At 32.9% G+C, this 13,285-nt stretch carries 15 protein-coding genes; 11 read left to right on the forward strand and 4 right to left on the reverse strand.

Annotated elements, in window-relative coordinates; all coding sequences use genetic code 11:
- Positions 1-308: 308 nt before the first annotated feature.
- The 3 genes from B6C99_RS05435 to B6C99_RS05445 all read left to right on the forward strand — a co-directional run bounded on the left by B6C99_RS05435 (position 309) and on the right by B6C99_RS05445 (position 3,769).
- The gene (locus B6C99_RS05435; protein WP_086358904.1) at positions 309-1,397 is read left to right on the forward strand and encodes an RNA ligase RtcB family protein; all 1,089 of its coding nucleotides are present in this window, start codon (positions 309-311) and stop codon (positions 1,395-1,397) included.
- On the forward strand, positions 1,397-2,017 hold the full coding sequence (prfH, locus tag B6C99_RS05440; RefSeq protein WP_086358905.1) for a peptide chain release factor H: 621 nt from the start codon (positions 1,397-1,399) through the stop codon (positions 2,015-2,017). Before B6C99_RS05435 ends, prfH begins: the two co-directional genes overlap by 1 nt.
- A 222-nt stretch (positions 2,018-2,239) precedes the next feature.
- Complete coding sequence (locus B6C99_RS05445) at positions 2,240-3,769, forward strand: tannase/feruloyl esterase family alpha/beta hydrolase (protein ID WP_086358906.1); 1,530 nt, start codon at positions 2,240-2,242, stop codon at positions 3,767-3,769.
- Positions 3,770-3,840: 71 nt separating this feature from the next.
- Here B6C99_RS05445 and B6C99_RS05450 read toward each other — a convergent pair whose 3' ends face one another.
- On the reverse strand, positions 3,841-4,206 hold the full coding sequence (locus B6C99_RS05450) for a helix-turn-helix domain-containing protein (protein WP_086358907.1): 366 nt from the start codon (positions 4,204-4,206) through the stop codon (positions 3,841-3,843).
- 184 nt (positions 4,207-4,390) lie between these two features.
- On the opposite strand from B6C99_RS05450, the gene B6C99_RS05455 reads away from it, so the two are divergent.
- The 8 genes from B6C99_RS05455 (at position 4,391) to B6C99_RS05490 (ending at position 11,567) form a co-directional block, all read left to right on the forward strand.
- Positions 4,391-4,861 carry an ester cyclase gene (locus B6C99_RS05455; RefSeq protein WP_086358908.1) on the forward strand — a complete coding sequence of 157 codons (471 nt, stop codon included), beginning with the start codon at positions 4,391-4,393 and terminating at the stop codon, positions 4,859-4,861.
- A 512-nt stretch (positions 4,862-5,373) separates the two neighbouring features.
- Positions 5,374-5,655 carry a PTS sugar transporter subunit IIB gene (locus B6C99_RS05460; RefSeq protein WP_086358909.1) on the forward strand — a complete coding sequence of 94 codons (282 nt, stop codon included), beginning with the start codon at positions 5,374-5,376 and terminating at the stop codon, positions 5,653-5,655.
- 24 nt (positions 5,656-5,679) lie between these two features.
- Positions 5,680-7,050: a PTS ascorbate transporter subunit IIC gene (locus B6C99_RS05465; protein WP_086358910.1), complete on the forward strand. Its 1,371-nt coding sequence runs from the start codon at positions 5,680-5,682 to the stop codon at positions 7,048-7,050.
- Positions 7,051-7,166: 116 nt separating this feature from the next.
- Positions 7,167-8,126: a carbohydrate kinase family protein gene (locus tag B6C99_RS05470; protein ID WP_086358911.1), complete on the forward strand. Its 960-nt coding sequence runs from the start codon at positions 7,167-7,169 to the stop codon at positions 8,124-8,126.
- A 33-nt stretch (positions 8,127-8,159) separates the two neighbouring features.
- On the forward strand, positions 8,160-9,020 hold the full coding sequence (fba, locus tag B6C99_RS05475) for a class II fructose-1,6-bisphosphate aldolase (RefSeq protein ID WP_086358912.1): 861 nt from the start codon (positions 8,160-8,162) through the stop codon (positions 9,018-9,020).
- 216 nt (positions 9,021-9,236) lie between these two features.
- Entirely contained in the window at positions 9,237-9,905 is a 669-nt protein-coding gene (locus B6C99_RS05480) for a TonB-dependent receptor plug domain-containing protein (RefSeq protein WP_086358913.1), read from the forward strand.
- An 86-nt stretch (positions 9,906-9,991) separates the two neighbouring features.
- Positions 9,992-10,870 (forward strand): TonB-dependent receptor domain-containing protein, encoded by an 879-nt coding sequence (locus tag B6C99_RS05485; protein ID WP_158092441.1) that lies wholly within the window; start codon positions 9,992-9,994, stop codon positions 10,868-10,870.
- Positions 10,812-11,567, forward strand: a complete 756-nt coding sequence (locus B6C99_RS05490) for a TonB-dependent receptor domain-containing protein (RefSeq protein ID WP_086358915.1) — start codon at positions 10,812-10,814, stop codon at positions 11,565-11,567. The genes B6C99_RS05485 and B6C99_RS05490 overlap by 59 nt, the downstream gene beginning before the upstream one ends.
- A 96-nt stretch (positions 11,568-11,663) precedes the next feature.
- On the opposite strand, the gene B6C99_RS05495 is transcribed toward B6C99_RS05490, so the two are convergent.
- The 3 genes from B6C99_RS05495 to B6C99_RS05505 all read right to left on the reverse strand — a co-directional run bounded on the left by B6C99_RS05495 (position 11,664) and on the right by B6C99_RS05505 (position 13,283).
- Positions 11,664-12,242 carry a hypothetical protein gene (locus B6C99_RS05495; protein WP_086358916.1) on the reverse strand — a complete coding sequence of 193 codons (579 nt, stop codon included), beginning with the start codon at positions 12,240-12,242 and terminating at the stop codon, positions 11,664-11,666.
- A 34-nt stretch (positions 12,243-12,276) separates the two neighbouring features.
- On the reverse strand, positions 12,277-13,017 hold the full coding sequence (locus B6C99_RS05500) for an Imm52 family immunity protein (protein WP_086358917.1): 741 nt from the start codon (positions 13,015-13,017) through the stop codon (positions 12,277-12,279).
- 77 nt (positions 13,018-13,094) lie between these two features.
- Positions 13,095-13,283 (reverse strand): hypothetical protein, encoded by a 189-nt coding sequence (locus B6C99_RS05505; protein WP_086358918.1) that lies wholly within the window; start codon positions 13,281-13,283, stop codon positions 13,095-13,097.
- Positions 13,284-13,285: the final 2 nt, after the last annotated feature.

A 13,285-nucleotide genomic window follows, 5' to 3' on the forward strand; every position in this document is an offset into this window, starting at 1 on the left:
AACCTTTGCAGGTTGATCCGCCAATAATTAAGTAACTTTTTCTATTCTTACTTCAATTCACTTAGCTGATCTTTGCCTGCCAATTAATTTATACCCATTGTTTAAAGATAACTTGATATCGTTCAAGTAAAACCAATTATTGATAAATCGTATTGAGAGTGATCGTATTGTCACTGGATAAAATTAAACATTTCTTAACGATTAATGTTAAGTTGCGTATGCGTTTTATTTGATGGGTTCATTTAAAAATTTGTCTTTAAACAGTATTGAAAAAAATAACAATAATATTTATTTAAATGGATTGATATATGGACAATTCTATACAGGTGCTATCAGATAAAACGTGGTTAATAGCATCTAAAAATACCTGGATCGAAGGTTTAGCAATACAACAATTACTGACAACAGCTAATTTACCTAATATGGTTAAAGTAATGGGGATGCCCGATCTTCATCCAGGCAAAGGCTATCCAATAGGCGCAGCATATTTAAGTCGTGAAATAATTTATCCGGCATTAATTGGTAGCGATATCGGCTGTGGCATGGGATTTTGGCAAACTGACATTAACCTTGCCAAATTGAGTATTGATAAGTTAGAAAAGCAAATAGGGAATATTGATTTGCCTGATACTCGTCACAAATATAATTTAGGTACTATTGGTGGCGGTAATCATTTTGCTGAAATTCAAAAAGTCAGTAAGATTTTTGATGCAACATTATTTAATCAATACCAACTTAATGCCAAAAAACTGTTTTTATTAGTGCATAGTGGCTCAAGAGGTTTAGGACATGCTATTTTGCAAAATCAATTATCACGCTTTGGTTATCAAGGCTTAGCAGATGATAGTGATGATGCATTAAATTATATTGAAAAACATGATAATGCAGTTGCTTTTGCAAGATTAAATCGTCAAGTTGTGGCGGAAAGATTAATGACCAATTTGAATACTCAAGGCCATGAAGTACTTAATGTTTGTCACAATTTTTTACAAAAAGTCACTATAGATAAACAGAGCTATTGGTTACATCGAAAAGGTGCATCGTCGGCAATGGATGAACTGGTGATTGTGCCTGGTTCACGAGGTGATTACAGCTATCTTGTCAAACCGATTCAACGAGATGATCTACTTATGTCATTAGCACATGGTGCTGGGCGTAAATGGCGTCGAGCTAACTGTAAAGGTAAGTTGGATAATCGCTATTCAATGCAAGAACTCAAACGGACTAAACTAGGTAGTCGTGTTATTTGTGAAGATAGTAGCCTTATTTTTGAAGAAGCGCCGCAAGCTTATAAATCAATTGATAGTGTAATTGAATCAATGCAGCAAGCTAATATTGTTACTGTCATTGCACAATTGACACCAATATTGAACTATAAAACACAGGGAGGTCACTGATGGCTTTGTTGTTTTTTTCTTCTGCTAGAGGGCCCGATGAGTGTACTTTAGCAGTTGCTAAAGCGGTAACGCAATTTTTAAAAGAGGCTGAACAACAGTCACTAACCACTGAAATTATCGAAAGCGTATTGGGTGATAAACCCAATACTTTTCGATCAGTATTACTATCGATCGAAGGTGTTGAATGTGACCAATTAATTCAACGTTGGTTAGGTACAATACAATGGATCTGTCAAAGTCCTTATCGCCCAAACCATAAGCGAAAAAATTGGTTTTTTGGAGTAACTTGTTTAGCAAACCCTATGGAGTTAAATGACAATACCATTGAATTTACCACTACGAAATCATCTGGAGCAGGTGGTCAACATGTTAATAAAACTGAATCAGCGGTACGAGCGACACATTTAGCAACAGGAATTAGTGTTAAAGTACAAACCGAACGTAGTCAACATGCAAATAAACGGTTAGCTAAATTGTTATTGGCACATAAATTAGCTGAATATGCAGCTGAACAAACCCAGCAGCAAAAAAATATCCGTCAACAATTTCACTATTCTATATTGAGAGGCAACAGCCAATTGGTCTTTTACGGTGAAAAGTTTCAGCAGAGAAAAGACTGAAAAAATAAATCCGTCGGTTCTATAACGGCGGATAATTTTGTTTAATTATTGTTTTAATTTAAGTTAATCTCTATAAATAATCTTAGGTATTAAATTACTATCGATAAGTGATATTCACTGATAAAAATAATCATGATTAATGTTGTTATTTATACGGCTAATGACTAATATTAATGATAACTAGTTTTATAAATTATATTTTTTGAGGATAGGAATGAGGATATGATGAAATACAGTTTATTGTTTTTATCGGTGTTAAGTTGTTTAGCATCTTCTGCTTATGCGACTTCCGCGAAAGCTAATGTCGAAGAGCGTTGTCACGCATTGTCAAATTTGAAATTAGAGAATGCTAAAGTAGTAAGTAGCGAATTAATTGCCGATCGTTTTTCACCAAGTTCTAAATTAGCTGATACTTTAAGAGGCGCTAAAGCTAAAGAAATTGTCGATTTACCGCAGATTTGTCGTGTCGAATTATCCATTGAACCGGCTATTAATGTCGAAGTTTGGTTGCCGACTAATTGGAATCAACGATTACAAGCAATAGGTGGCGGTGGATATGCAGGATTTATACCATTTGATAAATTAGCCGTAGCTGCTAAAAATGGTTATGTTGCAGCTGCTACAGATACTGGACATACCGGTAATTTAGTTGAAGGTAAATTTGTCTTTAAAGATGGCAAATTACAGGCCGATTCGGTAACTGATTTTGCTTATCGCAGTGTACACGAGATGACAGTAAAAACCAAACAAGTCATAGTGTCATATTATGGTCAAGCTGCTAATTATGCATATTGGAATGGTTGTTCAACGGGTGGAAGACAAGGGCTAATGGAAGCACAAAGGTATCCGGCGGATTATGATGGTTTGTATATTGCAGCACCAGCGATCCATTGGGATAAATTTATACCAGCAGAAATATGGCCTCAAATTGTTATGCAACAAGAGCTAGGTAAACCGATCGATAGTGATAAACTGGAAAAAGTTAGAAAAGCGATTATTGAACTGGCTGATGAAAAAGATGGTATTAAAGATGGTTTAGTTAGTGATCCTGCAGCAGTAGATATCAGTGATGAATTACTATATAAAACAGGACTTGATAAGGACGAAGTTCGCACATTAAGAAAAATTTGGCAAGGACCAACAGATCAAAATGGCAAATCTTTATGGTTTAGCATTGAACCGACTGCACCACTTGATGTTTTAGCTAGTAATAAAGGACCTTTTCCTATTCCAGAAGATTATTTAAAGTATTGGATTAAACAAGATCCTAATTTTGACTGGAAAACCTTAGGTTACAGCGGTTTTGATAACTATTTTAATGAATCAGTAGAGTTATTCCGTCCAATAATGGGAACTGATAATGCCGATTTGAGTCAATTTAAAAAATTGGGTGGTAAAATGATTATTTGGCATGGCTTGAATGATCGCCTGATCGCACCAAAAGGAACAATTCAATATTATAATAATGTATTGAAGATTATGGGCGGTAAAGATTCAGTAGATGATTTTGCAAAATTCTACCTCGCTCCTGGTGTTGACCATTGTAATGGAGGCGATGGCCCAGATAAAATTAATGGTTTTGAGTCGCTCGTTAATTGGGTTGAGAAAAAACAAGCGCCAAACAGATTAATTGCCCAAAAAATTGAAAATGGTCAGGTCACTCTACAACGTCCTTTATGCCAATATCCACAAAAAACGATTTATCAAGGTAAAGGGGATACTAATAATCCTGAAAACTTTGTTTGTCAGTAATTAAATCATTAGCTAACCAATATATTTGGTTAGCTTTTTTATCCTTTCAAAAATAACTGTTCAAATAATTACTAATTTTGTCGTTTTCTCGCTCGACAAATCGCTTGATGATTTTCATCGGCCCACTGTATTAATGTATTCATTGGTTTAAGAAATGATATACCAAGTTCAGCTAGAGCGTACTCTACACGAGCTGGGACTTGTGCATAAACGGTTCGAGTGATATAACCATCTTTTTCTAGTCTTTTTAATGTCCGTGACAGCATTTGTCGTGATATATCGCCAATTTCTCTATGTAAAGAATTGAATCGCATAGCATTATGTTCTAATGATTTTAGAATTAACAGACTCCATTGATCGCCAATTCTATCGAGAACATCACGAATAGGACATGGATGGTCAAATTCAAATAGTTCACTTCTTGTCGTTTTAGTCATTGTCATAATTTTCGTTATCTAGTTTCCCTAAACAGATTAAGTCACATTGAGCTGACCTAGTCATGTTTATGTTACTTATTGTTTTATTTGGTTTTTATTGTTACCATTCAAGCAGTCTACATTATAGACTAATAACGCATTATAGATAGAGTTTATCTAAATTAAAATAGAAATTGGAGTTGGTATGAATATAATTAAAAAAAGCTTTGTTATTGGTATTTGTTTGTTGAGTTTTACTGGTATTGCCGTTGCAAAAGATCTAAAGCAAAGAAATCTCGTTCAAGAGGAAGAAAATCGTACACTGGTTATCAATTTTTATAATAACTTCTTTAATAAGCATCAAGTGGCTGAGGCAACTAAAACGTTGGCTGAAGATTATAAACAACATAATCCCTATGTCGCTAATGGTAGAACACCTGCGATTACGTATTTCGAAGGCTTCTTTAAGCAAAATCCGCAGTCAAGTGCTACTATAATTCGTTCATCAGTAGAAGGCGATATTGTATGGTTACATGTCCATTCTAAAATCAATAATGATGATCTTGGTAAAGCGGTAGTTGATATATTCCGAGTTAAAGATGGAAAAATAGTGGAACATTGGGATGTGATCCAAAATGTACCAGAGCAGGCAGAAAATAATAATACGATGTTTTAATGATTGATTCGATAACTTATAAGCGCCTTAATGGCGCTTTTTTCGTTCTTTTTAATTTTTTTAACTTTAAATATTAAGTAAAAATTTATTTGTCATTTCTATTTACGATCCAGCTATTTGTATTTTATATAAAAATCGCTGTTTTTTTGTGCTTTTGATGGTGTCTTTTTTGAACTAGATCACAAAAATAAGCGTTTTAACATTGAATAATTCAAATTATCACTTTTCTATTAGTTTAAATGAATTTTTATTTTATTCAAAATAATCATGATGTTAATTTTTTATATTGTCCTTTCAGTAACTTATTTTAGCTTCGATTTTATTATTATTTTGTGACTTGAATCACTCGCCGTATCAAACAGTGTGATATGTATCACGAATCGGTAAATTTTCATTATTTAATATAAAAATCAGCAAATAGCTTAATAAATAAGAAATTTGTAAGAAATTTATATTTTAGTTTTTTAGTAAAAACTCAATGTTAGGCAAAAATCGAAAAAAGGAGATTAGCAATGTTAAAAATTCGGACAGTATGTGGAAATGGTATTGGTAGTTCATTAATGGCGGCTAATCACGTAAAGAATATCTGTGCTACTTTGAATATCAAGGCTGATGTGGCGTCAATAGATTTTGCTAATGCCGAAGGTGAAAAAGCAGATCTATATGTGACCATTAAAGATTTAGCTAAACAATTTTCTGATCAATCAAAAGTTGTCATTATTCGTAGTTATGTCAATAAAAAGCAAATTGAGGAAGACATTAGTGAAAAATTACAGCAATTAGCTGAAATTTGATGTTTTTTCAAAGGAGATATTCTTATGCAATTGTTACTTTCATTTTTAACGGAGATTTTTAGTCAACCAGCTTTTTTAATGGGAATTATTGCTTTTGTAGGATTAGTTTGTTTGCGTTCTCCATTAAATAAACTTTTGACAGGAACTTTAAAACCAATTTTAGGTTACTTAATGTTAAGTGCTGGTGCTGGTGTAATTATTAGCAACTTAAATCCATTGGGTAGCATTATTGAAGCTGGATTTGGTATTCGTGGTGTTATTCCTAATAATGAAGCAATAGTATCGGTAGCACAAAAAGTTTTAGGTGTTGAAACCATGAGTATTTTGTTGCTGGGCTTTATTATAAATTTAATTATTGCTCGGTTTACTAAATATAAATATATATTTTTAACTGGTCACCATTCATTCTTTCTTGCCTGTTTATTTTCAGCTGTTCTACGCGCGGCTAAATTTGATGGTTGGGAACTCATTATTATTGGTGGTTTTTTATTAGGTTCATGGTCAGCGATTTCACCTGCAATTGGTCAAAATTACACAAAGCAAGTTACAGATGATGGCGGGATTGCCATGGGGCATTTTGGTTCGATTGGTTATTATTTATCTGCGTTTATTGCTAAAAGAGTCGGGGATAAAAATAATTCCTTTGCCGATACCGAAATATCTGAAAAATGGGGGTTTTTACGAGATACAACTGTAACAACTGGTATCGTAATGGTAATCATATATATTTTTTGTAGCTTAGTTGCCGGAAGTGAATATATGGCTACTATTACCGAACAAAGCCCAATCATCTTTTCCATTCTGAGTGGTTTACAATTTGCGGTTGGTGTGGCTATTGTTTATAACGGTGTTAGATTAATTCTAGGTGATCTTGTTCCAGCCTTCCAAGGTATAAGTCAAAAACTTATTCCTAATTCAATACCGGCAGTCGATTGTGCTGTATTTTTTACCTTTAGTCCTACCGCTGTTGTCGTTGGTTTTATTTGTTCATTTATCGGTGGATTAATTGGTATGTTTATTTTAGGTGGAATGGGGATGGCATTAATTATTCCAGGTATGGTGCCTCATTTCTTCTGTGGCGGTACCTCAGGTGTATTTGCGGATAAATTAGGTGGCAAACGAGGTTGTATTATCGCATCTTTTATTGGTGGAATATTATTAGCGTTCTTGCCAGCATTATTATTACCTACATTAGGCGATTTAGGTTTCCAAAACTCAACTTTTGCTGATTTTGATTTTGCAGTTTGGGGGATCATCATTGGTAAACTATTTAATATTTTCGGTCAAACTGCTATCTATTTTATCTGTTTAATTTTAATCATTGTTCTTTGTGTGCCATTCTTCTTTAAATCTATCAAAGTTGTTGGTGATTCAAGAAATATAGACCAATCATAATTTGCGACTTCATGGTCGAGTAATTTTATTCTCAACCATGAGTTACTCATTATTTGCAATTAATGAATCTTAGTAAAAACAATTTTTATAGTTAAATGAATAATTAAGGATTAATTATGGCAATACTGACAATTGGACTAGCTTGTTATGATCAGTTCTATTTTACAACTAGTTATCCAAAAGAGAACAGTAAATCATTTGCTTATGATTTTATTGAAAGCGGTGGTGGCCCTTGTGCAAATGCGGCTTATTTATTGGGGCTATGGGGAGAAGATATTTACCACTTAGGACATTTGCATGATGATATATACGGTAACAAAATTGTCTCTGAATTTAAACAAATTGGCGTGAAAACTGACCAAATTATTTTTTCAGATGAGATGATTACGCCACTTGCTGCTATTACCGTCAATAAAGAAAATGGCTCGCGAACTATTATTACGCGAAAATTAAATACTCCACCATCAATAACGACTACCGAAAAAAATAAATTGAATCAGTTTATTCGATATTTACAAGAAAATAAGCGTGATTTAGTTATTCTCATCGATGGTCATGAACCAGAATTAAGTGAATATGTCATTAAACAATTACCTAATGTCAAAGTTGTCATGGATGCTGGATCGTTACGAGATAGTAATCTCTATTTAGCCAAATATACGGATTATCTAGTTGCAAGTGAAAATTTTGCACTTGCTTATGCCCATTTAGATGAATTTACAAATAAAAAGTCATTAGAAAGTGCATTGAAAAAACTAACATCAATAGCTAGAGGTTCGGCTTTTATAACATTAGGCGAAAAGGGATGTGCTTATATGGAAGATAAAAAAGTTAAAGTTAGCCCAAGCTTTCTTTGTCAATCAATTGATACGACAGGTGCTGGAGACATATTTCATGGGGCATTTTCCTATGGGGTAAGTTATGGTTGGAACATTGAAGAGATTATTTCATTTGCAAGTTTAACCGCAGCAATTTCGATTGAACGTAAAGGTGTTCGTAAAGCAATGCCTAATTTATCTGAAGTCAATAAAGCGCAACGTAGATTTGAAAGAAATTTGACTGAATATTTTAAATAACTAATTAATAAATAAAGGATTAAGAGGTAGATTATGTTAGTTTCAATGAAAGATATGTTAAATAATGCTTATCATGAACATTATGCTGTAGGACAATTTAATATCAATAATTTGGAATGGGTTGCTACAGTTTTAAAAACAGCAAAAGAGAATCGATCGCCAGCAATTCTTGGTGTATCAGGCGGTACAATAAAGCATATGTTGGGCTTTAATACTATCCATGCTATTGTCAAAAATGCAATGGATTATTTAGATATTGATGTACCTATTGCTTTACATTTGGATCATGGTCAAAGTTATGAATCTTGTTTTGCCGCAATTAATGCAGGATTCAGTTCAGTAATGTTTGATGGTTCGCATTTACCATTTGAAGAAAATCTCGAAATTACCAAACGTATAGTAGATTACGCGCACAAAAGAGGAGTTTCGGTAGAAGCTGAATTAGGGACTATTGCAGGAAGTGAAGATGGAATAGTTAATTCTCAAGTAATTTATGCAGATCCACATCAATGTTTAACCATGGTAAAAGAAACTAATGTTGATTGTTTAGCTGCAGCATTGGGTTCTACTCACGGTCTATATAAAGGAAAAGCTAAATTAGGATTTAATGAAATGCAGCATATTTCTAATTTAATAAAAATACCATTAGTGCTTCATGGTGGAACAGGAATTTGTGATGAAGATATGTTACATGCGATTTCTTTAGGGACAGCAAAAATTAATGTTAATACCGAAAATATGTATACGTGGTGTGTTGCTGTTGGAAAATTATTTGCTGAACAAAAAGATCATGACATTAATGACCCTCGTAAAGTGATTAATCATGGATTAAGTCCGGTAGCAGAAAAAATAACAGAACGAATGAAATTATTTGGATCAGTTAATCGATATTAATCGTTCCTTTTATTTAACGAAAAATAAAGCCATCTATCATGATGGCTTTTTTTATTAAAAATAATATTGGAAATTAAATAAATTTTATATTTTGCTGTTTATTTTTTGTTAAACCCAATATACTTGCCATCTCTCTCACATGGTAATGATAATCATTATCATTATTATTTGTGTGGTTAATTTAATTTAAAAATGCATTTTATGAAGGAATGAAATATGAATTATAAGAAGGTGAGTACCATAATGCTCTTTATGAGTTTTTCTCTTCAAGCTGCACCACAGCCTGAAGAGAATAAATTGTCTAACAATATAACAGAACAACAAAAAAATAATAAAAGCAAAACAGTTAATGAAGATATTGATGATGTCATGACAGTTATTGCTCGTTCGTCATCGCAAGATGAATTAAAAAAAATCAATAGTGTGATTGCTGGTCGTTCTACACTTTCTTCTGGTTTAATTGAACAAAAGCAAGCAGATAATGTCGCCGAATTACTTAATACCTTACCTGGTGTAAGTTCTGCTGGTTCGGTAAGGCCGGGAGGACAAACATTAAATATTTGGGGATTTGGTAAAGTTGAAGATGTCAAAATAATTGTTGACGGTGCTCAAAAAGGTTTCCAAAAATATCAACAAGGTTCGGTTTTTGTGGAACCAGAATTATTGAAACAAGTTGAAGTTAATAAAGGTCCACATGATGTCAAATTTGGCAATGGTGGATTTGGTGGTGTGGTTAAAATGGAAACTAAAGATGCCATTGATTTACTTGATCCAGATAAATATGTGGGAGGATTGCTTAAATATAGTTTTCATTCCAATAATCATCAAAATATGGAAACAGGCCTGTCTATGGTCGTACTAAGAATAATTTTTTTGATGGTTTAGTATACTATACCAAACGAAATAGCGGTAATTTTAAACGGCCAGATGGATCAAGGTTTGTTTTTTCTGAGGATGATATGGATAGCTACATGAGTAAGTTGAATATTAGACCTAATGAAGAGCACACTTTTACGTTATCTGGTATTCACTCTAAACGTGATTCTTGGCAACCGTGGGCGGCAAAATATGTCGAAAAAATGACTCCTCCTACAGCAGCACAGATAAAAAAATATGGTTATAAAGCTGCATGGTTAAGGAAATTGGTAAAAAGATACCAAACAGATGATTCAGCCCAATTTAAATGGAATTACCAACCAATTTATAATCCGCTCATTGATTTAACACTACATACTACATACTCTAAAACTAAACAACATGATAAGCGTCCAGCTAAATATAATCCGGTTTCTTCGTTAGGAACCATGGGTAATGAAAGTTGGGTCAGTTATACCGATAAAACGATTGAATTGGAAAATGTAAGTTTAATTAATATTGGTGATGTGAAGAATGCATTAAAAATTGGCTCACAAGCTCATTTACATGATCGTAATACATTAATGTATTATAAGGGTTATGAAAAAAAACCAAACTATCATCAGGGTTATTTTCAACCAGCATATATGCCATCTGGTAAACAGCAAACTTACAGTTTTTATGTACAAGATGAAATTTCTGTTAGCAATTTTGTTTTAACGCCTAGCCTACGATATGATTATGTAAGAAATCATGGCACAAAAAATTATGCCTCCGCTTATAATGATCCTGATCCACGTTTTGGACATGATTATTCTCCGGTGACATATAGTGGTTGGACGCCACGATTTGGTACTTATTGGCAAGCAACCAATAATATTGGCTTTTTTGGTGACATCAGTTACGCATGGCAAGCGCCAACCATAGATCAAACTTATGAAGTGCAATTTACGCCTAAAAATGGCGGAAGTGGTAAGATTACTGCGACGCCGTAATTTAGATAAAGAACGCGATTTATCAATTCGAATTGGTAATATTTTAGATTTTAATAATTTAATATTGGAAAACGATAAAATACAGGTTCGTAGTACGCTATTTAGGCAACGTGTCACTAATGAAATATTTGTTACTCGTGGCTTTAATGGATCGATTTGTGGGCCCAATAATTCATGTCCTTTAGGCCAATCTAATTATCGAAATCTTCCGGGTAAATTAATTGTGAAAGGCTTTGAACTTGAAGCATATTATGATAGTAAATATTGGTTTTCAAGTGCGACATATTCTATACAGAAAGGGGAACGAGATACCGCACCTCAAGCACCTTGGATGCATAACAAAACCTATGTAGCGACTATTGCTCCTCGTACAGCCACGTTAACTGCCGGATTTAAAATACCAGAATGGAATATAAGAGCCGGATGGAATGCTCAATTTGTCAGAAAACAGGATCGAACCGGGCATGAAGATAGAAATCATGATGGTTTACCTGATCTTGGTGCTTATTCATTAGGACCTTCATCAGGGTATTCATTACATAACTTATTTGCTAGTTGGCAACCAACCTTTTTACCAAAAGCAGAAGTTAAACTATCTGTAGATAATTTATTTAACAAGGATTACAGACTCTATCTTGGTGAAAATACTTATGGTATGGCACGTAACTTTAAAGCCAGTTTTTCTTATCGATTCTGATAATTAAGATATCGTTTTTTGCGATATTGATTAATTGTTTTTTATTCAAGACTCATAAAAGCCCTTATAAAGAAGGGCTTTGTTTTATATATTTTATTATTGGTTAAGATAATTTTTAATAAAATTGAATTTACGAGCTACATAAATCATATCTTGAAATTGTTGTTGGGCTGATTGATCCGTTTTTTCAATCCACGCTTTAATAATAGGGTTATCTTTAAAAGTTGGATCAGAAGCATAGGCGTATAAATAAGTTTCAATGATTTTAATTTCAGTAAATTTTAAATCGACTAAATAATGATAAGCAGCCAATAATCGCTGAAATAATTGCGCTGATTTTTCATTAGGTAATGAAATATGTTCACGTTGCATATTGGTAATTAATTCATTGATATAACTATTTTCATCAACATGATAAATTGTTCTGTTTAAAAGTATTTCTTCGGCTAATTTTTCAGCAAAGTCTTGAGTTATTTTAGCTTTTTGTTCTACCGTTAATCTTGAGTTGCTATTAATTGTTTTCTGTCCGTCTTCGATCGCTTTCCTCGCTTCAATATCACTGCGTGAAGGGTTGAGATCAGGATCATATTTTATTACAGCAATAATTGCCGCAGTATTAACTAGAATTTTAGTTGCATCTAACAAAGTAGATTTATTGTTTATAATTTTAACCATTTTAATTCTCAAATTTTTATATTAATGTCATAGATTATAAATCGTGTTTCATTGGTAAAAGATCTGCTTCTCGCAATTTCAATTCCACACTATACATAGTTTTAATATCATTAATATTTTGTCTATTAGGAAAATGATCGAATAAAACAATGACAGTACCAACATGGGTATTCTCTTTTATAATTGGTATTAATTGATAAACTTCTGGATAATCCTTATGTTGTAGTGGACTAGGTATGTAAGCCATTAAAGATAAGTTTATGCGTGGAGGAAAAATATAAATTGAACTAGGAATTTCTCTACTATTCATTGTAATAAAGTTATGGCTAAATTTTTGCGCTAATCCAGTTATAAACGATGCCATTTTATCAATAATTTGTTTACTTTCAGGTAAATTAAAATAGAAACTAACGGAAGATTCACCCGCCTGAAAACCTTCGATAGCTTTGTATCCGGAATAGGACATCAGATTACAATTAGATAATTTTTGACTATCGGCAAAAAAAAATAAAACACTGTCTCTTGTTTCGATTTGTTTACAAGCTCGCGATAGTTTTTTTAATCCATATTCGGTAAATCCTTCAGGACTATAAATTAAAGCTTTGGGCTTACCTTTGGCTGTACTTCGATCTGGGTACCAATGGGCATTGTTATCTATACAGTATTGATAAATATTTAATATGTCATGTAGTTGTTGATTAAGATCGGTAAATACAATTTGCTGCATTCTGGGAAGATGAATTTTAATATCAAATTGCGTCATGTTTGTTTCCATGTAAACATCCTTATTTTTTATCTTTCATTTTTACAAATTAATCATAACATTATTTATCTTTAAAAATGAAAGTAATTTTACTTATCATTTTTTAAGTTTGATAAGCTAAGATTTGACGATTGAATCGTTTTAATTAGGTTTAGATAGATTGATTTGTCTGTTTCGAATTGAGTTTGCACATCATTTTTATCAGAATTAGCATATTTTTGATTAAATACTGCACCAATTAACACGATTTCACCCTGAATATAATCTTTTGATAACATAG

Origin of the sequence: Gilliamella sp. N-G2, from assembly GCF_002142215.1 — a bacterium.
Lineage (GTDB): Bacteria > Pseudomonadota > Gammaproteobacteria > Enterobacterales > Orbaceae > Gilliamella.

What these genes read in the sequence shown, in the direction of transcription:
- B6C99_RS05505 (WP_086358918.1), bottom strand. Translation starts at nt 13,283, where the DNA reads ATGTTATCAAAAGATTATATTCAGGGTGAAATCGTGTTAATTGGTGCA.
- B6C99_RS05465 (WP_086358910.1), top strand. Translation starts at nt 5,680, where the DNA reads ATGCAATTGTTACTTTCATTTTTAACGGAGATTTTTAGTCAACCAGCT.
- B6C99_RS05490 (WP_086358915.1), top strand. Translation starts at nt 10,812, where the DNA reads ATGAAGTGCAATTTACGCCTAAAAATGGCGGAAGTGGTAAGATTACTG.
- B6C99_RS05495 (WP_086358916.1), bottom strand. Translation starts at nt 12,242, where the DNA reads ATGGTTAAAATTATAAACAATAAATCTACTTTGTTAGATGCAACTAAA.
- B6C99_RS05460 (WP_086358909.1), top strand. Translation starts at nt 5,374, where the DNA reads ATGTTAAAAATTCGGACAGTATGTGGAAATGGTATTGGTAGTTCATTA.
- fba (WP_086358912.1), top strand. Translation starts at nt 8,160, where the DNA reads ATGTTAGTTTCAATGAAAGATATGTTAAATAATGCTTATCATGAACAT.
- B6C99_RS05445 (WP_086358906.1), top strand. Translation starts at nt 2,240, where the DNA reads ATGATGAAATACAGTTTATTGTTTTTATCGGTGTTAAGTTGTTTAGCA.
- B6C99_RS05500 (WP_086358917.1), bottom strand. Translation starts at nt 13,017, where the DNA reads ATGGAAACAAACATGACGCAATTTGATATTAAAATTCATCTTCCCAGA.
- B6C99_RS05480 (WP_086358913.1), top strand. Translation starts at nt 9,237, where the DNA reads ATGAATTATAAGAAGGTGAGTACCATAATGCTCTTTATGAGTTTTTCT.
- prfH (WP_086358905.1), top strand. Translation starts at nt 1,397, where the DNA reads ATGGCTTTGTTGTTTTTTTCTTCTGCTAGAGGGCCCGATGAGTGTACT.
- B6C99_RS05485 (WP_158092441.1), top strand. Translation starts at nt 9,992, where the DNA reads ATGAGTAAGTTGAATATTAGACCTAATGAAGAGCACACTTTTACGTTA.
- B6C99_RS05435 (WP_086358904.1), top strand. Translation starts at nt 309, where the DNA reads ATGGACAATTCTATACAGGTGCTATCAGATAAAACGTGGTTAATAGCA.
- B6C99_RS05470 (WP_086358911.1), top strand. Translation starts at nt 7,167, where the DNA reads ATGGCAATACTGACAATTGGACTAGCTTGTTATGATCAGTTCTATTTT.
- B6C99_RS05450 (WP_086358907.1), bottom strand. Translation starts at nt 4,206, where the DNA reads ATGACTAAAACGACAAGAAGTGAACTATTTGAATTTGACCATCCATGT.
- B6C99_RS05455 (WP_086358908.1), top strand. Translation starts at nt 4,391, where the DNA reads ATGAATATAATTAAAAAAAGCTTTGTTATTGGTATTTGTTTGTTGAGT.